The organism is Chitinophagales bacterium (genome assembly GCA_040877935.1).
In the GTDB taxonomy this organism is placed as follows: Bacteria; Bacteroidota; Bacteroidia; order Chitinophagales; family CAIOSU01; genus JBBDNB01.
The window spans coordinates 33,526-57,761 of sequence record JBBDNB010000043.1; the positions used below are offsets into that span (position 1 = coordinate 33,526).

General features: G+C 38.8%; 19 protein-coding genes and 1 tRNA gene. 9 read left to right on the forward strand and 11 right to left on the reverse strand.

Annotated features, from left to right (window positions below):
• Nucleotides 1–20: 20 nt before the first annotated feature.
• Nucleotides 21–950 carry a hydrogen peroxide-inducible genes activator gene (locus WD048_11160; protein MEX0812764.1) on the reverse strand — a complete coding sequence of 310 codons (930 nt, stop codon included), beginning with the start codon at nucleotides 948–950 and terminating at the stop codon, nucleotides 21–23.
• Nucleotides 951–953: 3 nt separating this feature from the next.
• On the reverse strand, nucleotides 954–1,907 hold the full coding sequence (locus tag WD048_11165) for a phytanoyl-CoA dioxygenase family protein (protein ID MEX0812765.1): 954 nt from the start codon (nucleotides 1,905–1,907) through the stop codon (nucleotides 954–956).
• Nucleotides 1,908–2,105: 198 nt separating this feature from the next.
• Between WD048_11165 and WD048_11170 the strand changes: the two genes are divergently transcribed.
• Together WD048_11170 and WD048_11175 are read left to right on the forward strand one after the other, a co-directional pair.
• Nucleotides 2,106–2,630, forward strand: coding sequence for an rRNA adenine N-6-methyltransferase family protein (locus WD048_11170; protein ID MEX0812766.1), 525 nt, complete (start codon nucleotides 2,106–2,108; stop codon nucleotides 2,628–2,630).
• Nucleotides 2,631–2,978: 348 nt separating this feature from the next.
• Nucleotides 2,979–6,422, forward strand: coding sequence for a pyruvate carboxylase (locus WD048_11175; protein ID MEX0812767.1), 3,444 nt, complete (start codon nucleotides 2,979–2,981; stop codon nucleotides 6,420–6,422).
• A gap of 141 nt (nucleotides 6,423–6,563) precedes the next feature.
• Here WD048_11175 and WD048_11180 read toward each other — a convergent pair whose 3' ends face one another.
• The 5 genes from WD048_11180 to WD048_11200 all read right to left on the reverse strand — a co-directional run bounded on the left by WD048_11180 (nucleotide 6,564) and on the right by WD048_11200 (nucleotide 9,273).
• Nucleotides 6,564–7,115, reverse strand: coding sequence for a transposase (locus WD048_11180; protein ID MEX0812768.1), 552 nt, complete (start codon nucleotides 7,113–7,115; stop codon nucleotides 6,564–6,566).
• Nucleotides 7,116–7,356: 241 nt separating this feature from the next.
• On the reverse strand, nucleotides 7,357–7,533 hold the full coding sequence (locus WD048_11185; protein ID MEX0812769.1) for a hypothetical protein: 177 nt from the start codon (nucleotides 7,531–7,533) through the stop codon (nucleotides 7,357–7,359).
• A gap of 13 nt (nucleotides 7,534–7,546) precedes the next feature.
• On the reverse strand, nucleotides 7,547–7,711 hold the full coding sequence (locus WD048_11190; protein ID MEX0812770.1) for a PspC domain-containing protein: 165 nt from the start codon (nucleotides 7,709–7,711) through the stop codon (nucleotides 7,547–7,549).
• A 41-nt stretch (nucleotides 7,712–7,752) separates the two neighbouring features.
• The gene (locus WD048_11195; GenBank protein MEX0812771.1) at nucleotides 7,753–7,971 is read right to left on the reverse strand and encodes a PspC family transcriptional regulator; all 219 of its coding nucleotides are present in this window, start codon (nucleotides 7,969–7,971) and stop codon (nucleotides 7,753–7,755) included.
• Between the two features lie 27 nt (nucleotides 7,972–7,998).
• Nucleotides 7,999–9,273, reverse strand: a complete 1,275-nt coding sequence (locus WD048_11200) for a DUF2851 family protein (GenBank protein ID MEX0812772.1) — start codon at nucleotides 9,271–9,273, stop codon at nucleotides 7,999–8,001.
• 110 nt (nucleotides 9,274–9,383) lie between these two features.
• Between WD048_11200 and WD048_11205 the strand changes: the two genes are divergently transcribed.
• The gene (locus tag WD048_11205) at nucleotides 9,384–10,586 is read left to right on the forward strand and encodes an acyl-CoA dehydrogenase family protein (GenBank protein MEX0812773.1); all 1,203 of its coding nucleotides are present in this window, start codon (nucleotides 9,384–9,386) and stop codon (nucleotides 10,584–10,586) included.
• Between the two features lie 8 nt (nucleotides 10,587–10,594).
• Here WD048_11205 and WD048_11210 read toward each other — a convergent pair whose 3' ends face one another.
• The gene (locus tag WD048_11210; GenBank protein ID MEX0812774.1) at nucleotides 10,595–10,846 is read right to left on the reverse strand and encodes a hypothetical protein; all 252 of its coding nucleotides are present in this window, start codon (nucleotides 10,844–10,846) and stop codon (nucleotides 10,595–10,597) included.
• A gap of 109 nt (nucleotides 10,847–10,955) precedes the next feature.
• Between WD048_11210 and WD048_11215 the strand changes: the two genes are divergently transcribed.
• On the forward strand, nucleotides 10,956–11,609 hold the full coding sequence (locus WD048_11215) for an ABC transporter ATP-binding protein (GenBank protein ID MEX0812775.1): 654 nt from the start codon (nucleotides 10,956–10,958) through the stop codon (nucleotides 11,607–11,609).
• Between the two features lie 85 nt (nucleotides 11,610–11,694).
• On the opposite strand, the gene WD048_11220 is transcribed toward WD048_11215, so the two are convergent.
• Together WD048_11220 and WD048_11225 are read right to left on the reverse strand one after the other, a co-directional pair.
• The gene (locus WD048_11220; GenBank protein ID MEX0812776.1) at nucleotides 11,695–12,582 is read right to left on the reverse strand and encodes a bile acid:sodium symporter family protein; all 888 of its coding nucleotides are present in this window, start codon (nucleotides 12,580–12,582) and stop codon (nucleotides 11,695–11,697) included.
• Nucleotides 12,583–12,604: 22 nt separating this feature from the next.
• Nucleotides 12,605–13,696, reverse strand: coding sequence for a TauD/TfdA family dioxygenase (locus WD048_11225; GenBank protein MEX0812777.1), 1,092 nt, complete (start codon nucleotides 13,694–13,696; stop codon nucleotides 12,605–12,607).
• A gap of 100 nt (nucleotides 13,697–13,796) precedes the next feature.
• Here WD048_11225 and WD048_11230 point away from each other — a divergent pair, with 100 nt between their 5' ends.
• The 4 genes from WD048_11230 (at nucleotide 13,797) to WD048_11245 (ending at nucleotide 23,183) form a co-directional block, all read left to right on the forward strand.
• Entirely contained in the window at nucleotides 13,797–17,153 is a 3,357-nt protein-coding gene (locus WD048_11230; protein ID MEX0812778.1) for a VCBS repeat-containing protein, read from the forward strand.
• 767 nt (nucleotides 17,154–17,920) lie between these two features.
• The gene (locus WD048_11235; protein MEX0812779.1) at nucleotides 17,921–20,014 is read left to right on the forward strand and encodes a T9SS type A sorting domain-containing protein; all 2,094 of its coding nucleotides are present in this window, start codon (nucleotides 17,921–17,923) and stop codon (nucleotides 20,012–20,014) included.
• A gap of 297 nt (nucleotides 20,015–20,311) precedes the next feature.
• Complete coding sequence (locus WD048_11240; GenBank protein MEX0812780.1) at nucleotides 20,312–22,741, forward strand: DUF5686 family protein; 2,430 nt, start codon at nucleotides 20,312–20,314, stop codon at nucleotides 22,739–22,741.
• A 1-nt stretch (nucleotide 22,742) separates the two neighbouring features.
• Nucleotides 22,743–23,183: a thioesterase family protein gene (locus tag WD048_11245; protein ID MEX0812781.1), complete on the forward strand. Its 441-nt coding sequence runs from the start codon at nucleotides 22,743–22,745 to the stop codon at nucleotides 23,181–23,183.
• Nucleotides 23,184–23,190: 7 nt separating this feature from the next.
• On the opposite strand, the gene WD048_11250 is transcribed toward WD048_11245, so the two are convergent.
• Entirely contained in the window at nucleotides 23,191–23,511 is a 321-nt protein-coding gene (locus WD048_11250; protein MEX0812782.1) for a hypothetical protein, read from the reverse strand.
• A 387-nt stretch (nucleotides 23,512–23,898) separates the two neighbouring features.
• Between WD048_11250 and WD048_11255 the strand changes: the two genes are divergently transcribed.
• Nucleotides 23,899–23,972 (forward strand) — tRNA-Arg (locus tag WD048_11255).
• Nucleotides 23,973–24,236: the final 264 nt, after the last annotated feature.

Consider the following 24,236-nt stretch of genomic DNA (forward strand, 5'->3'; position numbering starts at 1 on the left):
ATATTTCTGGTGGAGGGTTTTTATTTCCATGCTATACGCTTTCTTCTGTGTACTTTTTTCATGCTTTCCGGAATCACAGATTGTAAAGTATCGATTACTTTTTCCAGCAAAAGATCATTGACAAAGCTTTTGTGTGTAATTACACTCACTTCCCTTACCGGCTGTGGTTCTTTAAATTTTTTGATCATTTTTGGATCTTTAGGATGCTGCGGCACACCGAGCTCAGGAATCAAAGTGTAGCCGTAACCTTTGTCAACCATACGGATTAGCGTTTCTATTGAGCCGCTTTCATACACAAATTTGCTTTTGCGTTTGCTGTCCTGGCTGCAAATATTCAATACCTGGTTTCTAAAACAATGTCCTTCATTGAGAATCAGCAGGTTTTTATTTTCAATATCAGAAGGCTCTACCATTTCCTGCTTGTAGAAATATTGATTTTGAGCCGTATAGGCTAAGAAAGCTTCGTAAAAAACTGGGTGTTCTTTGATTTGTCTGTCTTCTACCGGTGTCACCAGTATCGCCATATCCAGTTCGTCATTTTTTAGTTTTTCAATAATCTGATCACTTTGTTCTTCTTCTACTTTCAAATCCAATTCCGGGAATTCATTGAGAAAAGGTGTCCAGAATAGTGGTAAAATATAGGGGGCCAATGTTGGAATTACAGCAATTCTGAATTTACCGCTCAATAATTCCTTATCACTTTTAACCATAGTTCTCAATTGCCTGGCTTCGCGCAACACATCCCGGGCTTTTTCCAGAATTTTAGCACCTTCCTTTGTTGGAACAAGCGGTGTTCTGTGTCTGTCAAAGATCACTACATTGAGTTCCTCCTCTAATTTTTTGATCTGCATGGTAAGGGTAGGTTGTGTGACAAAACAACTTTTGGCAGCTTGCACAAAGTGCCGGTGATTGTCAAGTGCTACAATATATTCAAGTTGTACTAAGGTCATAAATCAAGTTTTAGGCATTAATGCAGGTCTTTGGGTAATTTCGTGATAGCAAATTACATCTTTAGCGAAATAGTGTAAAACCATGCTTTTACGGCTTCGCTCGGCATCATTTACTGCACTGCCACCATGGATTAAATTGGCATGCCAGATCAATACATCTCCTTTTTTTGCGTAAAAAGTTTCTTTTTGCAATTGTTCTTTTTCAATAAGCTTTTCAATAGCCTTTTCATATTGGTTGTTGGCATTTTCACCAATTAATAAAGCATTGCCCCCATGGTCAAAATCTTTATTGAGCAAATAAGGCAGTTTGTGACTTCCCGGGTAATAAAACAAAGGCCCATTGTTTTCATCCACATCTTCCAACGCAATCCATGCGGCAATCAAAAAACCCAGAGGAAATGTAGTCATATGAATAGAATCGGAATGCGCTTTTTGTTGACTCCCTTCCAAAAAATTAATGCTTTGGAACAGATTCAATTCCCTGCCCAACAGCATCGATAAAATACTTTCAAGTTTTTTTCGCCCAATGATTTCCCTGATTTTTTTGGATTTTCTAATGGCAAACATAATTCTCGGCCTTGAATAATGCCAATCGGCAGCCCCTGCATCAACCAGCTTTTTGATTTCAGCATTGATTTCATCTACTTCATCAGAACTGAAATAGCCTTTGAGGATGCTGTAGCCTTTTTCAGACCAGGGCAATAGCGCTTGTTGTTGTTCTGCTTCAAGCGATTTAAACAATTCCAGTTTTGGAAGTTTTGTTTTAGAAGAACCTTCGTCTAAGAAAGGAGAAAATGGTATTTTGTAGTTTTCAAATAAACTGCTGTCAATAGAGGTATAAGGGGAATGATTGATTCCCAAAGCATCCAATGCTTTTTTATTTTGTGCCAATTGATCTTTGTGCAGAATATTGTAGATCGTATAAGCGGGCTTAAATTTTCTTATTGCTTTAAACAATGTGTTTTTTATTTTGATAGATAAAATTAATAAAAAAACAAGCACTTTATAAAGAAACAGCACTATTGCTTTAACATAAGTTACCGAATATTATCGCGGCAAATTTTATTTAGGGGTTTCTTTTTATAAACTTTGCGCATTATTAACAAATATAGACTACAAGCATTGAAATTAAAAGGAGATTATATAAAACAATTCATGAAGGACAAACAGGTAGCTTCTGTAGTGCCTTCTTCAAAATATAGTGTCCGGTATTTAAAAGGTAAAATCAATTTTAAGGATGCTGATGTAATTCTGGAATACGGCCCTGGCAATGGTGTGTTTTCAGAAATGCTATTGTCGAATATGACGCCTTCTGCAAAATTGGTGCTCTTTGAAACAAACCCTGAATTTGTCAAAGTTTTAAAACTAAAATTTGACAGTGATGATCGGGTAATCGTTGTAAAGGAAAGTGCTTTAAATGTAAATAAAGTTTTAAAGCGTTTAAAGATTAAGGAAGCAGACTATATAATTACCGGTATTCCTTTTACCTTTTTATCTCCACGACAACGATTGAAATTGGTTCAATCTTCTCATTCAGCACTTAAAAAAGGCGGAAAATTTATTTCATACCAGTTTTCTATTACGGTGAACAAATACATCAAGCGGCAGTTTGGCACTATAAAGCTCGGAATACAGCCACTGAATATTCCTCCATTGCTTGTTGTAGAAGGAGAGAAGTAGTACTTATTTTTTGAAAATGATATGTGCGACCCCGTTGGGGGTCAGGGTTACGGATTAGACACGCGTTTTTGAAATTGAGTGATGCTGATGCAGGAGGTATCATATATTTATGAATTTGCCATCCACTCACTAAACCGACTCCAGAGGAGTCGTATGTTTTCAGGTTCTATTCACAAACTTACACCCATGTTTTATTTTTACAATTAATCGTTTGTTTATCGGAAATCTAAACAGTAGTTTAAGATCATTTCTCAAAAAACTGCAATTTTTTTCCCTGATTTAGCACATTAGTTATAAATTGTTCAGGGATTTATTTACCCCGACATTATTCAGCAAGAAAATATATCTATGAAGATCAATAAACTACTGGTAGCCAACAGAGGAGAAATTGCCATACGTGTTTTGCGCGCTGCATCTGAATTAAAGATCAGAACAGTGGCGATATATACTTATGAAGACCGTTTTTCACTGCACCGCTACAAAGCAGATGAAGCCTATCAGGTAGGGCAGGACAATGAACCTTTGAAGCCCTATCTCGATATTGAAGAAATCATTCACCTGGCGAAAAGAGAAGGGGTGGAGGCCATTCATCCCGGCTATGGTTTTTTGTCTGAAAATGTAAATTTTGCCAGGCGCTGTCGTGAAGAAGGCATTGTGTTTATCGGCCCAGATCCTGAAATAATGGATCAGCTCGGAGATAAAGAAAAAGCCAAAAAGGTAGCTGTTTCTGCCGATGTACCCATTATTGAAAGTAGTGTTACCGTATTGAATGATGTAAAAGAGGCACTTAAAGAAGCAGAAAGAATTGGTTTCCCGCTGATCGTGAAAGCCAATGCAGGTGGTGGTGGAAGAGGAATGCGTGTAGTGCGCAATGCCACAGAACTGAAAAAAAGTTTTCCCGAAGCCAAATCAGAAGCAAAAAATGCCTTTGGCGATGACACGGTTTTTCTTGAGCGATTTATAGAAGATCCCAAACACCTTGAAGTACAAATTCTCGGTGATAAATACGGCAATGTGCTGCATCTTTATGAGCGTGATTGTTCGGTACAAAGGCGTTTTCAGAAAGTGGTGGAAATGGCACCTTCACAGGGTTTGAAACAAGTTACGCGCGATAAACTGTATGCTTATGCACTGCGAATTGCGCGTAAAGTAGGCTACAACAATGCCGGAACTGTCGAGTTCCTGGTCGATCCGGATGAGCATATTTATTTTATTGAAGTCAATCCCCGGATACAAGTAGAGCATACCGTTACTGAAGAAGTAACAGGCGTGGATATTGTCAGAAGTCAAATATTGATTGCAGCAGGTCAGCGTCTTGATAGCCCAAGTATTTTTCTGCGCAATCAGAGCGATATCCAGTGCAAGGGTTTTGCCATTCAATGCCGCATTACTACAGAAGACCCCGAAAATGATTTCAAGCCGGATTACGGCACCCTGGTAGCTTATAGAAATGCCAGTGGCTTTGGTATTCGGCTTGATGAAGGAAGTTCTTATCGTGGCGTTACCATTTCTCCATTTTTTGATTCTATGCTGGCGAAAGTAACGGCCAACGGTCGTACTTTAAAAGGAGCCTGTCAGCGCATGCATCGTGCCTTAACAGAGTACAGGATTCGCGGTGTGAAAACCAATATCCCTTTTCTTGAGAAATTAGTAGAACATCCCGTTTTTCAGGAAGGAAATGCAAGAGTGAATTTTATAACAAAGCACCCAGAGCTTTTGAAGTATGAAGCCAAGCAGGACAGGGGCACTAAAATGCTCCGTTACCTGGCACATATTACTGTCAATGGCAATTCAGATGTGCGCTTTGTTGATCCCTCTAAAAAATTAAAAACACCTGAAATCCCCATTTTTGATAAATTCTCAGATCATCCAAAAGGGACAAAACAACTCCTGGATAAAAAAGGGCCGGAAGCATTTGCCAAATGGCTAAAAAAGGAGAAAACTGTAAAATTTACCGATACTACTTTCAGGGATGCACATCAGTCGCTTTTGGCTACAAGGGTGCGCAGCCGTGATATGCTTTCGGTAGCAGAGGGTTTTTCCAAGCATTTTCCTCAGTTGTTTTCTATGGAAGTTTGGGGAGGTGCCACCTTTGATGTTTCCATGCGTTTTTTAAAAGAATCTCCCTGGGAGCGTCTGGCACAATTGAGGGAATCCATGCCCAATGTGTTGTTGCAAATGCTCTTGCGCGGCTCCAATGCAGTGGGTTATACTGCATATCCCGATAATCTGGTAGAAAAATTTATTGAAAAATCTGCTGAAACGGGTATTGATGTGTTCAGGATTTTTGATTCCCTCAACTGGCTGGAGAATATGAAAGTGAGTATCAATACAGTGCGGGAGCGTACCAACTCCATCGCTGAAGTATCGATTTGCTATACTGGCGATATCCTGGACAAATCGCAGAAGAAATATGATTTGAATTACTATGCTGATCTCTCAAAACGCATTGAAGATGCCGGAGCACATATTTTGGCTATAAAAGACATGGCGGGTTTGCTAAAACCTTATTCTGCTGAAATATTGATCAGTAAATTGAAAAAAGAAACTGATTTGCCAATTCATTTACACACGCACGATACCAGTGCTGCTCAATTGGCCACCTACATGAAGGCCATTGAAGCAGGTGTGGATGTGGTAGATGTTGCTTTGGCATCCATGTCGGGGCTTACTTCCCAGCCCAATTTCAATACCTTACTGGAAATACTCAAAAATTCTGATCGATATGAACCCTACAATATTGATTTACTCAATCAATACTCGCATTACTGGGAAGATGTGCGGGAATATTATTATCCCTTTGAATCGGGTTTAAAAGCAGGAACTGCTGAGATTTATCAGCATGAAATCCCGGGAGGACAATATTCCAATCTCAAGCCACAAGCCGAATCCCTCGGGCTGGATGATAGAATGCAGGAAATCAAACAAGCCTATATTGATGTAAATGAGCTCTTTGGTGATATTGTAAAAGTGACCCCTTCTTCAAAAGTTGTAGGTGACCTGGCTTTGTTTATGGTGTCCAATAATTTGAGTAAAAACGATATTTTGGAAAAAGGCGATTCTATTGCTTTTCCGGATTCCGTAAAAGCTTTTTTCAGAGGGGAATTGGGACAGCCTCATGGTGGGTTTCCAAAAGAATTGCAAAAAATAGTGCTTAAAGGTGAAAAGCCTTATAAAGGTCGTGCCAACGAACATCTTAAACCCATTGATTTTAAGCAAGAATTGAAAGAATTTCAGAAAGCTTTTCCCGAAGCCTCACCTACAGAGCTCGATTTTCTTTCTTTCAAGCTTTATCCAAAGGTTTATAAAGATTATTACAATCACAGAGAAGAATACGGGGATGTAAGTGTTATACCTACACCTTTGTTTTTCTACGGAATGACAGAAGTTCAGAAAGAGGCCATGATCACCATTGGGCGGGGAAAAAACATCCTGGTAGAACTGGTGCATGTAGGCGTTGCTGATGAGGATGGAATGCGCCTGGTGACATTCAAGCTCAATGGACAATCACGTGCAGTTATGGTACGTGATGAATCTGTAAAAGTGGATAAAGTAGCACATGTAAAAGCTGAAGGTGAAAATGAGATTGGAGCACCGCTGCAGGGTTTGTTGACCAAGGTGCTGGTAAAAGCCGGTGACAAGATCAAAAAGAACACACCGCTTTTTGTAATTGAAGCTATGAAAATGGAATCTACCATTACGGCCAACAGCGGTGGGGTAGTGGAAGATGTTGTTTTAAAAGCCGGGGAAATGGTTTATTCCAATGATTTGGTGATCAGGATGAAGAAGTGAGTCGGGATTTTGAAGAATAGTTCGTAGCAAGGGTGCTACGAACAGTTGTCAAAGCAGTATTTCGTAGCAGGAATAGCTGCCAGCTGTCAAATCAACCTATCCGTAGCGCCTCGCTACGGATTACAATGCTAATGAAACAAATTAAATAAAATCAATTTTAATTAAACTTGGTAAGCCTGCATAAGCTCCGGCACTACTATAGATATAATCTTCTGCATTAGCTACAATTCCTGCTTTCACAGGGTTTTGGTGAATGTAATCCAGTCGCTGCTTTAATTTGATATTGTCATCCAATAGAATAGGATGGCTATCGTGTGTCCATAGTTGAAATGAATCGTTTCTTTTATGTTTGCTTGCTGCTCTTTTCATCATCCATAGTATCCATTCTTTACGACTCTCATTGCTCTGTTCGATTTCATCCTTAATTTTCTTACTGGAAAGGGATTTGATTCTGCCAATAATGCTACTCAAATCATTTTTTGATTGAGAAGCAGAAAGGATCAGGTGGATGTGATTGCTCATAATCACATATGCATGTACTTTCAAACCTTGATTTTCCTGATAAAAGCGCAAGAGGTCTAAAAAGATATCTCTATATGTTTGTCGGGTGAACACATCAATCCAGTAAACAACTTGAAAAGTAACAAAATAACAAGCTTTCTGATCACGTATTTTATATCCACCTTTTGACATATCGTGAATTTATTAAAAATATATTAAAATGTCGAGTTTTTTGTTTGTAGTTCGGTACTACGAACAGTTGGGAAGTGAATTGGGATTTTGAAGAATAGTTCGTAGCAAGGGTGCTACGAACAGGATTTGATGAAGGTGCTACGAATCAGTTGCCAAAACATTAGTTCGTTGCGGGAATAGCTACACAGCTGTCAAATCAACCTATCCGTAGCGCCTCGCTACGGATTTGCTTACTTGAATGCTACTTGCTGCTTTCCTCTATTTTCTGCTCAAGTTTTTCCAGCCGTTTGCTGATATTTTCCAGTCTTTGCAGAATAAGGATATGTGTTTTTTTGGCATCAATTCCGACAGGGCTGGTATCGCTGTGAATGGCTTTTTCAATGTATTCGTAAGTGCTTTTGTCGATTTCGAAATTCATAAGACACAGGTTTTTAGTAGTGAGAAGGCTTTATAAGCGCAAGGATAAGGTAGATCAATACCGGAGAGCCTACTCCCATAATGGCTGCTATAACAAATACAATGCGCAGGATACTCACATCTATTTCAAATTTGTCAGCCAGCCATGCGCAGACTCCAAGAATTTTTCTTTCAGTCATAATTTTGTGTTTTTAGCAAAGCAATTGATGTATAGAGCAAATCAGATATCCCAAACCGGATTTCTCTGTCCTTTAATATAATTGCGCAACTTGAGCAGAAAAGCCATTGAAAGGTAAATGATGATTGGAGAGCCGACAGCTACAAAACTCGAGTAAATAAAAAACAAACGGATTTTGCTCGAAGGCATATCCAGCTTTTCACCAAGATAAGTACAGACTCCGTAAAAACGCAATTGTAGGTAACTTTTAAGATCTGTCATTTCTGAAAAATTATTCAGCCAAATATATTAAGAATTGAAGAGTTTTGCACCAATTCTACATTTTAGACAAAGTATTTTGTCGCAGTATTCCTTTTTAAGCCCAATCAAAGCTTGACTTTCCAGCGCATTTTCAGCTTTATATCCCAAGCTTTCCCAGCGCTTTACTATTGAATTGTTCTCTGCGGGAATCTGCTCCAATAAATTTAACGCCCACTCTTTAATCTCTAAATTATCATTTTTCTTTCCATAATAAAAAACAAGCGGCACAATTGCATTGATAATTAACAAGTTCAGAAATGAAGGACTCAGCATTTTCTCCCTTTTTACTTTTGATGCTGTATCAATACGATAGTGATTGTCCCAATAGGAGGAGGCTTTAATTTTTGTGTGTTTGCTGAAATCAATTGCATTTTTAAGCGCTAAGAATTTGGAGAAAAGCTGTGGAAATTGATGAATGAAATGTGCCATTTGCACAATTTTTAAGTCGGGAAAGTTTGCGGGGCGCAATTTGGAGTAATTCCAGGCTTCGCGTTTCATTGCCTTTAGATTGTATTTTTTCTTTAAAAAGCGATATTCCTCAATCAGTTTTTGCACATAGGAATCATTGGCTGCTTTTGGTAACAAGTTTGCCTGTCCTAAAAGGAGTGCCTCAAGCTGGAACATATTGCCTGCATGTTTGATTAGGATTTTGTACGGAATGGATTGCATCAATTGCTCAAAGGCAAATTTATTGGCTCGCGAACCAAAACTTCTGGCAAGCATAGCATAAGCTGTGGCTTCCCAGTCGGATTTGCTTTTTTTGAAAATTTCAGAAATTTCAGCGCAACGCTTTTCCATTCTCTCCATACAAAGTGCAAAGCCATAAAATGGCATTTGACTTTTTAAAATCTCAGGGGTGATCATTCTGGCACAAGGTATCCAATGCTTGTTTTGCTGCAATTTTTTGTATTTATCGAGCAGACTAGGCTGAACTATTCCATTGAGTACGAGTGTAGGCACATGCGCATTGAGTTCCGGAATTTCAGTATCCATGAAATAACAGACATGCAGAATAATATTCTTATATTTTGGATCTTTCTGGTGCCCGTGTTTTTGCCAGTCGGATTGATGCACATGGATTTCCACATTGCCCGCCCAAAGCGTGTCATCTATTTTAATTCTGGCATTTAAAAAATCAGGCCCGGCATCGCCATTGTGTTGCCCAGAGTTGAGTACTTGAATTTGCTTCCCGTCAAAACTTTCGAGCTCATTTTGCTTAAAGTTCTGAAACTGCCATATAAAATGTAAAAGCTCCTCTTTCATTTTTTTGAATATATGAAAAATGCAGGAAAGTAAAGCAGGAAAATCATTCTTCATTCTACAAATACCAGATAGACTGAAATATGTAACTTTGAACAACAAAACATTTCAGTATGAGCCAAAATGAAAATAAATCACACAAAAGCGACCTTTACCAACACCACGATTATTACAATGTAGATGATTTACTCAGTGATGAGCACAAGCTGGTGCGCGAATCGGTACGCAATTTTGTAAAGAAAGAGATCAGCCCGATCATTGACGATTATGCGCAAAAATCTGAATTTCCCAAACAACTGATCAAAGGGCTGGGTGAGATTGGCGCTTTTGGTCCGAATATCCCAACGGAATACGGAGGGGGAGGCATGGACGAAATCTCCTATGGCCTGATTATGCAGGAAATTGAACGGGGTGATTCGGGCATTCGTTCTACCGCATCTGTGCAGGGCTCGCTTGTAATGTATCCTATTTACAAATTTGCTTCAGAAGAAATCAAAAAGAAGTTTTTACCCAAGTTGGCCACAGGCGAAATGATGGGTTGTTTCGGCCTGACCGAGCCCAATCACGGCTCCAACCCTGGCGGAATGGAAACTACCATCAAAGATGACGGAGACCATGTGCTGCTCAATGGTGCCAAAATGTGGATCAGCAATGCCACCTTTGCCGATATTGCAGTGGTTTGGGCAAAAGATGAAAGTGGCAAAATCCGAGGGTTGGTTGTGGAGAGAGGTATGGAAGGTTTTTCTACACCTGAGATCAAGCAAAAATGGTCGTTGCGCGCCAGTGCTACGGGCGAATTGGTCTTTAATAATGTAAAAGTGCCAAAGTCCAATCTTTTTCCAGAAATACGAGGACTGAAAGGTCCGTTAACTTGTTTGTCTTCTGCACGCTATGGCATCTCCTGGGGTGCCATTGGAGTCGCATTGGATTGCTATGATACGGCTTTGCGCTATGCCAAAGAACGCTATCAGTTCGACAAACCCATTGCAGCTTTTCAACTGACACAAAAAAAACTGGCAGAAATGATCACCGAAATTACCAAGATGCAATTGCTGGCCTGGCGCTTGGGTACATTGAAAAACGAAGGCAAGGCAACACCCGCACAAATATCCATGGCCAAGCGCAACAATGTGGAGTTTGCATTGAAAATCGCTCGTGAATCGCGTCAGATTCTTGGAGCTATGGGCATTTCAGGTGAATATTCAATTATGCGCCATATGATGAACCTGGAATCGGTCATTACTTATGAGGGCACACACGACATCCATTTGCTCATCACCGGGCAGGATGTGACGGGGATAAATGCATTTGCCTAAGCAGGATTTTATTCAGCTTCCGGTTTTTTTAACCTGGATTTAATGCTGTTGTATTCCTCCGCTTCTATGGCTACAAAGTGGGCGGGTTCCGCTTCTATCAATTGTTCGATATACAGACGGTCGAAATAATTATTGGCATGAAAATCATTGGTTTCCCATTGATCACCGGGAAGGCTTTTCAATTCAGTAAATGAGTTTTCATCATTGATTTGAAAATAACTCTTTTCATTGCTGTATTTTCGGAAAAGTGGAAATTTCATTTCAGCGGATTTTCATTTTTTGCAAAGAAATAAAAAATGTGGCTCTTTGGAGACCAATAGATAAAACCCAGATCGGTATATTTACATTTTGATTCAATAAAATCCAAGAATGCTCGAAGCAAGGGATATCCATAAAAAATACGGGGAACTGGAAGTGCTGAAAGGTGTAAGCCTGAAAGTGGAAAAATCTGAAATTGTAAGTATAGTGGGAGCTTCGGGTGCCGGGAAAAGTACGCTTTTGCAAATCATCGGTACGCTGGACAAGCCCGACAGCGGCAGCATTAAAATTGACAATACAGCAATAGACAGCCTGAATGAAAAGCAATTGGCCAAATTCAGAAATGAGAAGATCGGTTTTGTTTTTCAGTTTCACCATTTGTTACCTGAATTCACTGCGCTGGAAAATATTCTGATTCCAGCTTATTTGGGCAAAGCAAATATTTCCAATCCGGAAAAGCGCGCAAAGGAATTGCTGGATTTGCTGGGTTTAAAGAATCGAATGGAACACAAGCCCAATGCCCTGAGCGGGGGAGAGCAGCAAAGAGTAGCTGTTGCCCGCGCATTGATGAACAAGCCTGCACTCGTGTTGGCTGATGAACCTTCAGGCAATCTGGATTCCAATAATTCAAAGGAACTGCACGAATTGTTTTTCCGCCTGAGAGATGAATTGGAGCAGACATTTATATTGGTCACCCACAATAAAGACCTGGCAAATATGGCCGACCGCAAACTGGAAATGCAGGATGGGTTGATTCTAAGCTAGAGCCAATGCTCAGGTGACGCGAGCTTCAACTGAGATTATATCTTGGATTTATTGGCAAAACTCAGGCTTTGAAAATGTTTTATCGCTACCTGTATCGCGATAAAATAAATGCAAGTGCACTTCCCGAAATACCATGCCAAACGCCCCACCAGGCGGCAATTAAGGCCATATCCGCTGCGCCATTGAAAAAGGAAAAAATTATGACCAGACCCAGTGCCGAGTTTTGGATGCCTGTTTCGATCACAATGGTTTTCTTATCGGCAAGCGGTACTTTCAGGATAAAACCAACTAAAAAACCCACTGTGTAGGCCAGGGCATTATGCATGAGAACGAGCAAAAATATTTCGCTGAAATGTGCCGTAAACACATCAAAGTTTTGAGCTATTGCAATGACAATAAAGCCTACAAAAATGATCATGGATAAAATACGCACAGGTTTTTTAATCAAGAGCGCTTTGCTTGGAAACTTAAAGTTAAAAGCCATTCCCAACATAATCGGCACTGCCATGATCAGGAAAATCGTTTCAGCCAACTTGAGGGGATCTAGGGTGAAATATTCTGTATCTAAATTGTCAAACAGCAACTGTGACCAAAATGTAAAGTTAATTGGTGTAAGAACTGCTGCCGATGCAGTTGCCAGGGCAGTCATACTCACCGACAAAGCTGTATTGGCCTTTGCCAGATGACTGATAAAATTGGAAATATTACCTCCAGGGCAGGCAGCTACCAATATCATTCCCAGGGCATAACCGGTAGGAATTTCAAACAACCAAATTAAAAGCGCAGTGACTGCAGGTAAGAACAAAAACTGGGAAACAAAGCCAGCAATTGCAGATCGGGGACTAGTGAGCACAAGCTTAAAATCAGAACCCTTTAAATCCAGTGCTATTCCAAAAAGTATAAAGCCTATGCAGATATTGAGCAATAAAAGACTCTCTTCATTGAATTGAATATTCCCGGAAAGTTTTTCCAAAATTAAGTGCTTTGGGGGATGTTTATTCGGCAGACCAGCTTACTAAAATATTTCGATCACCTACGTAGGGGAGTCTTCCGTGGCTGGTACTGTAATTGTCAATAGCCACTACATCGCCTTTTTTCCATGGGAAAACGCTCATGTTTTTCCAAATAAGGTCTTCTACATGTTCCACATAAGCTCTTGGAATTTCAGAGCCATCTTTAAAGGTACAATGCATGGCTTGATCCATCGGACTGCTGAATTTTTCTTTAAAGAATGTCATTATGGAAATGAAATTGTTGTAGAAAAAGGAGCGCAAATTACCCTGCAATTTGTGGATCTTTTTGTATTCTATAGCCGCAGCAGAACGATGAAAAACCTGCAAATGATTGAACCAAACTTTTTCGCCAGTCACCGGGTGTGTAATACAAGCTTCTTGGTCATTGATTAGCCGTAGCTTATCATTGTCTTTCCAAACTACCTCCAAACCATTTTCTTTTGATTTTTCCTCAGCAACATTTTTGTCATCTGTTAAAAACATTTCATCCCAACGCTTGAGCTTCCACAAATCAAATTTGCTTTTGCTGTTGGGGCCATTATAATTTCTAATATTTTTAATACCCCGGGTTTCAAATTCCTGCCTGATTTCGGGATCCATTTGTTCATATACTTTTCTGAAATTAACAATAGGTGTTTCTCCACCCAGTTCCGGTTGTGTTTCGCAAAAGAAAAAGAGTTTGCGGGGCGGGTTGGGTAAAAAACTCATTTCGCAGTGCTGCATGATAGGGTAATGAGAGGGGAGCTCACTTGCAGAAAAGACATATTTTGTAACACTGTTGCGCGGTGAAGTTCCCAAATAATTGTTTTTTAAATCCGGGTCAATTTTTATTGCTACATCTTCAAAATCCTGGGCAGTGTTGATGTCAAATCCTCTAAAGAGAATTGCACCATCCTTATAAATTTGTTTGTCGATAAATTCTTTGTTTTGATCTATCCATTCGATAAGTGCAGCTTTACTTTTATCCTCCTTTGCTTCAGCAACGAGCGGTAAACTTATTTCCTCATCAAAATACCTGAAATTCAATTTGTCTTTTTCTTTCAATGTGTTGGTTTCCATTTTTCCTTGAATCATTTAATTCTAAAGTAAAGAAAATAAAAAGAAAATAGAAATTTTAAAATGTGGTAAAACTTGTTTCTCTGTGGATTGATAAAAGATTGGCTAAATTTACTTTATGTCATTGAATTTCAGATACAGCCTATGTTTTATTTTGCTGTTTTCATATAGTATCACTTTTTCGTTTTCATCCGAAAACAATTTTTCTAAACGAAGTTTTTTATTTGAAATACTCGATCCTAAAGCCAGCGGAATAGAACACGAGTTTGGCAAGCTATCACATGCCGGGATTGAAGGTGGGGGAGTGGCTGTGGGCGATTTGAATGGCAATGGCTTCTATGATATTTTCCTTGTTGGGGATTCATTGCACGGACTTTATGAAAACAAGGGCGGTTTAAAGTTTGAACAGCGTTTTGGTCAAAGTGGTATCCCTTCAGTTAGAGGTGCTACTTCCGTTTTGATTTATGACATTAACAAGGATGGAAAACCTGACATTATTTTGGGCAGGCGTTCAGTGTCCAACAATCCGCTTCATCAAATGAAAACTAATACTTCCAATTTGGAAGAAACTGAAAGCAAGCTACTTGTTTATCTCAATTTAGGAGATTTTAAGTTCTGTACCGATCCTGATTTTCATATATCTATGGACAGGCCGGTAAGTGGAATGACACTTGCAGATTTTGATAAAAATGGACTCATGGATATAGCTGTGTCCACATGGGATGTAGATTTTTCAGAGATCAACAGTGCATTATTGAGTGTGGAAGAATTGAGTATGAAGAATGAAAGTCCTGTAAAACTTTTTATGCAGCGTGAAAAAGGAGTGTTTGAGGAGCGTGGTTTGGAAATGGGTTTAAATGACGGAAGTGCAGTGAAGACTTCTTTTTCTCTCACCGCTACTGATTTGGATAATGATGGCTGGCCGGACCTTATTGTCAGCAATGATTTTGATATACCTGACATGATTTATATTAATAATGATGGAAAAAGTTTTAAAAAGAGCGATATACAGGAAACAATGAGTTTTTTTTCAATGGGGATGGATGCGGCTGATATTTCTAATAATGGTTTTGTAGATTTTATGATATCGGATATGCGCCCACTGAATTATTACCGCCAAAAAACAGTGAAATACGAAAAGCTCTTTAACTGGGATAATATGCTAACTCATAGTGATATTGCAAGGCAAGAAGTTAGAAATACATTATTTCTTAACCACGGGGAATTGCAATTTTCTGAAATAGCACAAATGATTAATGCTGACGCTACAGACTGGAGCTGGTCGGTACTTCTTGCAGATTTTGACAACAATTCAAATAAAGATATTTTTATTTCAAATGGCTATTTCCACCAGGATTTTTTCAAACACGATACACCGCTTTTTTTCGATTCTGTTCGTCAGACTTTGCCGGCAATATCCGATAAAGATTTTCTCATCAAGCTTCAAAAAAGAGATACTCTCACAGCTCCTGTTTTTAAGAATTTCTTTTTTTCCAATACAGGAGCACTTTCTTTTAAAAACAGGAGTGATACCTGGCAGCCTTCAAAAGCTCTAAACACTCGTGGTGCTGCTTATGCCGACCTTGACAATGACGGTGACCTTGACTTAATTCTCAATAATGCCAAATCACCTGCTCTGATTCTTAAAAACACAAGTGATGAACTAACAGGGAATAATTTTTTGAGAGTAAAATTAACAGACTCAGAACGCAGGCCTTTGTTGCACAGTAGAGTTCATATTTATTACTATGCTGAAAAGGGAATTGAAATGCAAATGCAGGAATTGCAGCCATGTCGGGGTTTTTATTCCGCTTCAGAGGATGTATTGCATTTTGGGCTGGGCACACAAAAAATTATCGATTCTGTGATTGTTAGCTGGCCAAATGGCAAGCAAAGCATTGTGAAAAATATTGCTGCCAATCAATTGCTCGAAATTGAATATACTGATCCTCAACTTAGAAATTCACCTAAAAAGGAATTGACCAAAAAAGCTTTTGAAGCAGTGGAAATCAAAGGCTTGAAATATTTGCATAAAGAAAATAATTTCAATGATTTGGCAGAAAACCCATTAATGCCGCAAATGTATTCTCGCGAAGGGCCATGTATAGCTATTGGCGATTTGAATGGCAATGGATTTGATGATGTAGTAATTGGTGGTGCGGCACAGGCGACTACAATCTTTTATCAGAACAGTCCGGAAGTTTTTGAGAGCGATACTTTAGCTGGTTTGGAAAATGAAGCATGGCAGGAAGATGCCGCAATTTTGATTTTTGATTACAACAGTGATGGACTTAATGATCTGCTGATTGCTTCCGGTGGAAATGAAAAAGCAGAAGGTGATTCATTCTACAGGCACAGGATATACAGAAACCTTGGCAATGGTAACTTTAAGCAGGAGAATATTTTACCGGATATTCGCAGCAGTGCTTCTGTTGCGAAGCTAAATTATATAGCTTCTGATTCAACAAAGCCATTGATATTTATAGGCGGAAAAATTAAACCTAAAAATTATCCCCTTCCACCGGAATCTTATTTGCTGGCATATGAAAATGGGCGTTTTGTGGATGTGACTGATCAATTGGCCCCCGGGCTTAAAAATGCAGGTATGATTAGTGATGCCATTTGGTCAGATTTTGATGGGGACGGCAATGTTGATTTGATTGTAGTTGGAGAATACATGTCCCCGAAATTTTTCAAAAATAAATCGGGATTTTTTAAAGATGTCAGCCCAAAAGTTTTACCGGGGGACAGTTTAAATGGTTTTTGGAATTGTATTGTATCCGGTGATTTCAATAAGAATGGTTCAACTGATTACGTGATTGGCAATTTGGGTTTAAATACCAGGTATAAAGCCAGTGCTGATTTTCCACTGGAAATTTTTGCTGCTGATTTTGATGAAAATGCTTATAGGGATATAATTACTGCCTATTATGAGGATGGAAGACTTTATCCTGTAAAACAATTGAATACTTTTAAAGACAGGATTGCAGGGTTTTCAAAAAAATATTACAAACATGCAGATTTTGCTTCAGCAGATATGGAAGAGATTTTCGGAAAAGAGCCATTAGATAAGGCTTTGCATTTGAAAGTGCATACAACAGCTTCTGTATATCTTGAAAATAAGGGAAAGGGAACGTTTAAAATTCATCAATTACCAATAGCAGCACAGGTAGCCCCTGTAAAAGCAATGCAAGTATTGGATTATAATAAGGACAGTAATCCTGATATTTTACTGGCGGGGAATTTTTTTCATACAGAAACCGAAAGGGGCAGCTATACAGCCCAAAAGGGACTTCTATTAGAAGGTGACGGAAATGGTGGGTTCACTGCTTTACAAGCTCCTGAGTCTGGATTTTATGCCAATGGCGATTGCCGTTTTATAGAAATATTGAATAAGCAGAACAAGCCACTGATACTTTTGGGCAGAAATGATGCTGCTCTTAAAATTTTCAGATGGGTAAACTCTGCAAACTAATTGACAAGTATAAGCACCAGCTTAGTGTAGCATTTTAGTGCATTAAATATCTTACACGATTGATTTTTTTTGCGGAATCTCTGTAGTCAATTGTGTATAAACCTATTTGCAATCAAACTCTTTTACGCAAAATGTTTATTTCTTCGAAAAACCGGTGGATATCTATATATTTTATGTGAATAAACAGGGATTTTTAGTGTATTGACTAGTGGGAATATTGTGTATTAATTTTTATCAAAAAGATTTGTACATCTGGATTTTACATCTACTTTTGATACTATCGAATGAGAGATAAAGGGTAGAGGCGAAAGCCGAAAGCTTTGATCTTCATCTGAGAAAAGGAAAGCTAAAGGATTGATTCTTTCTTCGGAAAGAAAAGATTGAAAAAGCGTAAGCTTCAGAAGGCTGAATTTTCTCGCTCCTGCGAAAGCTTGGAGTTACTGAATGAAACGGTGCAAGCCGGGGATTTCGATAGATGAGTTTTAAAGTTTTCCCGAAAAAACCTGTAGCATTTATGTTGCAGGAATATGGGAATCCGTAATAACTGTAATTCGACAATGATTCGCACTACGGTGCCGGATTGTTGAAGGCGGGATTTCAAAGCAATTTGAGTCCCGCCTTTTGTTTTTATACCCTCCTGTTAGTTGCTGCAAATGGTTAAGGAAAATACCAACAAACAATTTTTGACAATAAATGTTAATGCAAAATGTATTCAAGCTTGCTTAAGTGCAAGTTCCTTATCTTAATTATTTAAAACTTATGAGTTCATGAAAAGCTCTGTTGTCAGTATTGTCTGTATATATCTTAGTATTGGGATTATCTCACCTTTCAATCTTTATGCACAGAGTTTTTCAATTGGACAAAGCAGCCAAAGCATTAGTGATCCACAACGATCAAGAAATATCGATACAGAAATTTTTTATCCTGCAACACAGCCTGGTAGCAATACCCCGTTAGCCAATGGTAATTTTCCGCTTATTGTTTTTGGTCATGGATTTTCAATGAATTTTGGTGCTTATCAGAATTTTGTGGATGAATTTGTACCAAAAGGTTTTATCCTGGTTTTTCCTAAAACGGAAGTAGGCCCAATTCCTTTTCCCGATCATGCAGCTTTTGGACAGGATTTGAGTTTTTTGACTGATTATTTCCAGGCACAGTCTACCGACCCAAATGCCTTTTTCTATCAAAAGATAAATGGTAAAACTGCTGTAATGGGACATTCTATGGGTGGTGGTTGCAGTTTTCTTGCCGCAGAGCAAAACAGCAATATTAATGTGATGGCTACTTTTGCTGCTGCCGAAACCAATGTTTCTGCAATTGCTGCTGCCCAGAACGTAAATATTCCCGCTTTGGTTTTTGCAGGTTCGGAGGACAATGTAGCACCACCTTTGGGCAATCAAATTGATATGTACAACAACCTGGCAAGCGATTGTAAATACCTGATAACTTTAGATGGGGGCAGCCACTGTGGATTTGCCAATTCGAATGCCGCTTGTGATTTTGGTGAAACAAGTGTTTGTCTTTTTTGCAGTTTTATAAGTCGTGCAGAACAGCATTTACGCACTTTTTCGGTCTTGGGGCCTTGGCTGGATTTTCATTTAAAAACGGAGTGCAATAAATGGACGGATTTTGAACTTTCACTTCAGAACACTACCGGACTAGTGGTTCAGACAAACTGTACTTATGCATTGCCGGAAGCAAATTTTCAGGCACAAGGTGACAGTACATTTTGTTTAGGAGATTCGATTGTGCTCAATACTACTTCAACGCTTAAAAAAAAATGGTCAACGAATGATACTTCATTCAGCATCAAAACAAAAAACAGCGGCCAATATTATTTAATTGTAGAAGATCAATACGCCTGCAAAGATACCAGTAGAACTATTTCTGTTACTGTAAACCATCCGGCTGATATTGTTTTCAATTACCCGGATACTGTCTTTTGCGGAATAGATAGTATAGAATTGCAATTACTGGGAAATTACAATACCGTATCCTGGTCAGGACTTGGAGTAAATAGACTTTGGGTGAGCGAATCTGGGATATACACAGTAGAAATAACTGACAGCAACAATTGTGTAAACAAGGATTCAATTGATATAATTCTAAGTAAAGCCGATACAAATTTTTTACCGCAGTTAAGTGCCAAGCCATCAAATTTCACCTGCCCTGAAGAAAGCATTATTCTTTCTATGAGCGATACATTAGATGGGTCAGTTTTTTGGAGCAATGGCTCAAATCAACAGGACATTAGCACTGATTCAGCAGGGATTTTCTTTGTGCAGCGGACAGATAGTTTTGGTTGCGTATATTATTCTGATAGTATTGAAGTTGGTTTCTATGATTTGCCCAATCCGCTAATAGACACTATAGCTGATTCAGTTTTTTTGGTAAATCCGGCCAATTACGGCAATATCAACTGGTATTATAATGACAGCATTCAACTGAATCAATTTCAAAATGAGACGGCAATATTGCCCGACACAAGTGGCCTATATCAGGCTGAAGTAATTGACAGTAACGGCTGCACTGCTTTTTCATTAGCGGTATATTTTAAATACAGTGCAACTGCTGATAGTTTAGGTGATACCACAAATGTAAGGGTGGAGGAATTAGATGAGTTTTCAATAAGGAGCAAAATTAAAATCCATCCTAACCCAGTTCAAGATCTGCTTTATATTGATGTTAAACTGGCGTATGATTTTCGCCTGGTGGATATAAGCGGACGGGTTTACAAGCAAGGGGAGCTGAAAGCCATGTCCAATATTATTGATTTACAGGAATTGCCTCAAGGGATTTATTTCCTTCAGCTTTTGTCTGATAAAAAAATGCAAAGTTTCAAGATGCTGAAAATTTTATAGCCTTATACTAAGTTCTATAAATATTATAAAAAATTTGTACTAAAGAATTTCTATGCTCAGTTTATTAAGAGCACTTTAATTTAGTGATTAGGCATACAACTATTTATACATGCTCCTTCGTCTTTCTATTGTTCCCAACAAACAAACAATAATATTACACGTATTCTTTGATGAGATGTTCTATTTTTGAACTTTCCTGTTATTTTGATATCAATATTGAGCCGCTTAATTTTTATTTTTTTATTCTGCATTGGATTAGGTCTGCATTTTTCAAGTGCTCAGATTGTAATCAGCGGCATGGTTAGTGAAGCTAAAAGTGGGGAACCCATTCCATTTTGCAATATTACAGTTCCGGGAAAATTCACTGGCACATCAACAGATGTTGACGGGAAATTCAGTCTACAACTTAGCAAGCGCAGTGATTCTATTACCGTATCTGCGATGGGCTATAAATCTCAAACATTATCAATAGCTAATCAAAATCCCAATAATTTAAAAATTGCTTTAGAACAGGATGAGATCAGTATTGGTGAGATAAGCGTGTCAGCAGAAATGGATCCAGCCAAAGTGCTGTTCAGGCGAATTATAAAGAATAAGGCCAATCACGATATTCACCGTTTAGATGCCATTAGCTATGAAGTTTACAATAAATATGAAGTTGATTTGCTTGATGTCACTCCTGAGGATATTCAAAAAAAGCTGATCATTTCTAAATTTCCGATACTGTCCGAGTACATAGATTCATTAGAAGATGAAAACACAACAATATTGCCACTCTTTATGATTGAAAATATTGCAAGTATATACAAGCAGAACAATCCGCGTAAAGTTTCTGAAAAAATTCAGGGTGTAAGAGTTTCAGGTGTACAGCGCAAGGATTTTATTGCCAAACTCTTGTCTAATGTGGATCAGAATTTCAATATCTATGATAATCTGATGGTGGTATTTGGCAAAAACTTCATTAGTCCAATTGCAGATTATGGGATGAATGTGTATCGCTACAATCTTAATGTTTACGATACATTATTCATACAGGGCGTACCTCATTTTGAAATGGAATTTGAACCCAAAAGAAAAGGAGAATATACTTTCAGAGGCAGTTTTATTGTAAATATTAAAAACTATGCTATTGCCAGTATTGAGGCTGAAATGGTGGAGGATATTAATATTGAGCTGGTAAAGGCCCTGGAATTCAAGCTGCATTTTGCCCCTCGAATGATGCAGGTATCAAATGACAGCAGCACATTAATGTGGTTGCCCGATCGCGAATTTATGAAAGTGAAAATGAATTATATTATTGGTGCTGAAGCCAAGATATTGGGCAAGAAAACCACAAGTTATAAGGATATTAAAATTGATGCAAGTCATAAATCAAAGGAATTCAATGCTTTTGAGGCTTCTAATATTGTTGATCAGGCCGGTGCACGTAGCGATTCATTTTGGCAAAGCAGGCGGCATATGGATTTGGAGCATAGCGAGCAGGGAATTTACGATATGGTCGATAGCCTGAAGCGTACGAGAACTTATAAAGTTTATGAATACCTGGTGCGTACCGCTACTTCAGGTTATGTGAAATTAGGTGGAATTGGTCTTGGCGCAATTACTTCTTTAGTGAGCAGAAATGCTTTGGAAGGTTGGCGATTCAGGCTTGGATTTAAAACCAATACCGATTTTTCCGAACGGGTTTTGCTCAGAGGATATGCAGCTTATGGCTTGCAGGATGAAAGGATTAAATATGGAGGTGAATTTCAGTTTATCATTTCAAAACGGCCCTGGAACAAGATTTCAATTTCTGCCCGGACAGATGTTGATCTGATGACACGTCATGCAGAAGAAATGGATAAGGACAATGTATTTACCATTATTCAAAAACCCAATACCCTGCAGCGGCTTTACAATATAGATGAATACAGTATTGTTTATGATACTGAATTTCATAAAGATGTAACCGCCTATTTTAGTGCACGGCATAGGCGTATTACACCTGGGTTTGATTTTTTATACGAAAGCAATGGAGGTTTCAGCGATGAAGTTAAAATTTCGGAAGCGGGAATTGCGCTGAGGTGGCAGCACAAGTCCAGGCCATTGCCGGGCACATTCAACAGGGAAGCATCTGCCAGCAGTCTATTTGCTCAATTTAGAAAGAAGAATTCCTTTCCTGTTTTTCATGGACGCTATACATCCGGGTTTAAAAATGTAATCAACAGTGATTTTGAATACCATGATGTAAGTGTAGGTATGCAGGGCGATGTGCGGCTCAATTCGAAAATGTCAATGTATTACAACCTATGGGCAGGAAAGATTTATGGCACTTTGCCTTTTTTATTGCTGAAATCACCGGAGGGAAATTTTTCCTATATCCACAACAAATACCTGTTTAACAATATGAATATACTGGAGTTTGTGGCAGATCAGTATGTCAGCTTGAATTTCCAGTATTTTATAGGCGGGTCTATTTTGGATAAAATCCCGGGGATTAAAAAATTGAAATGGCGCGAGGTACTCACAGCTAATGTTTTTTACGGGAATTTGCGTGATGAAAACAAGTACATCAATCGTTTCAATGAATATGATGTAGCCTATCCGGTACCCTATGTTGAGGCGGGTTTTGGTTTTGAAAATATTTTTAAAGTCATTCGCATAGATTCCATTTGGAGAATTACCCATCGCGATAAACCTCAAATTACCAATTGGGCTTTGTATTTGAGCCTGTATCTTAAAATATAGTATGGAAAAACTGGAAATTGAATTGCCGGAAAAGTTTTTGTTTTCTACCGAAATGGAAGTCCGTGCCAATGATATCAATTATGCCGGACATTTGGGCAATGTACAAATCATTGGACTGCTTGATGAAGCCCGTGTACGTTTTTTCAGATGGCTTGGATATGATGAGGCCGATGTAGAAGGCAGCAGCTCTATTATGGGCGATATGTCTTGTCAATTTAAGGGAGAAGCATTTTGGGGAGATACTTTAATTGTAGAGGTCACAATTACAGCATTTTTCTCTAAGGCTTATCGCGTTGTGTATCGTATTCGCCATGCAGATAGCGATAAAGAGGTGGCCAATGCTTTTTGTACACTGGTCACCTTTGACTATAAAAGTCGGAAGGTAGTTCCGGTGCCGGAGGCTTTTAAAAAGCGTATGGAAAAAATGCTGGAAGAATTATAATTTAAATCTACTTCTTTGATTTCCATATCCATAAAGGCCAGGCGATAAATACAAATTGAATGGGAAGCCTTATATAGGCCATTGTTTTGCTGCCAATGGCAGGATTTTCAATAAATACATCGATAATGTGCAAGGGCAGAAAAGCACACATCAAAAGGAAAATTCCAAATGCGGCCATTTTTTGAAAAGCAGGAATTAACAAACCAATACCCAACGCAATTTCTACAATACCGGTGATATAATTTACCGCCAATTTGGGAAGAAAATCCGGAATAAAAGGATTGTACATTTCAGGATTGATAAAGTGCCCTATACCTGCAATGATCATAAATAGGGACAAAAGGAAGCTGACTATCTTTTTTATAAACATTGCTCAAAGATAGGAGATATATTGTTCGATAAAATACATTCTCAATTATTTACCGTGTTTAGCCTCAAAAGCTTTTTTAATGAGGCAGAAAATGGCTATTTTTGCAGTTCCAAATTTTAAAATGGTCGCGTAGCTCAGTCCAGACGAAGCAAAGCTTGTCTGGATGCAGACATTCAGAGAATCGTCTGCATTGGATATCGCAATTTTTGATTACCGCAGGTTTTTAATCCTGCTTTGAAATATTGGTCGCGTAGCTCAGTTGGATACCCGCCCGTACCGAAAAGGCACGTTCGGGCGGGGAGCATCTTAAAGCATTACATTGACTATTTTAATTTTTGAAAACATGGTCGCGTAGCTCAGTTGGATAGAGCATCTGCCTTCTAAGCAGACGGTCACAGGTTCGAATCCTGTCGCGATCACGAAAAGGCTTCACAAGTGTGGAGCCTTTTTTATTTTATAATTTGAGTGAATTTATTTCTTGAAAACCGCAGACGGTCACAGGTTCCCCGCCCGAACGCATTCAGGCGGGCGGGGAATCCTGTCGCGATCACAAAGCCTTCCAAGAAATTGGAGGGCTTTTTTGTTTTTCAAACCCAAGGGGTCATGACCCCTTGGGGAAGGGGAATCCAGCAGTGCCCACATAGAATGGGAAAGCTTTACAGGATTTGGAGGTTTTTTTGTTT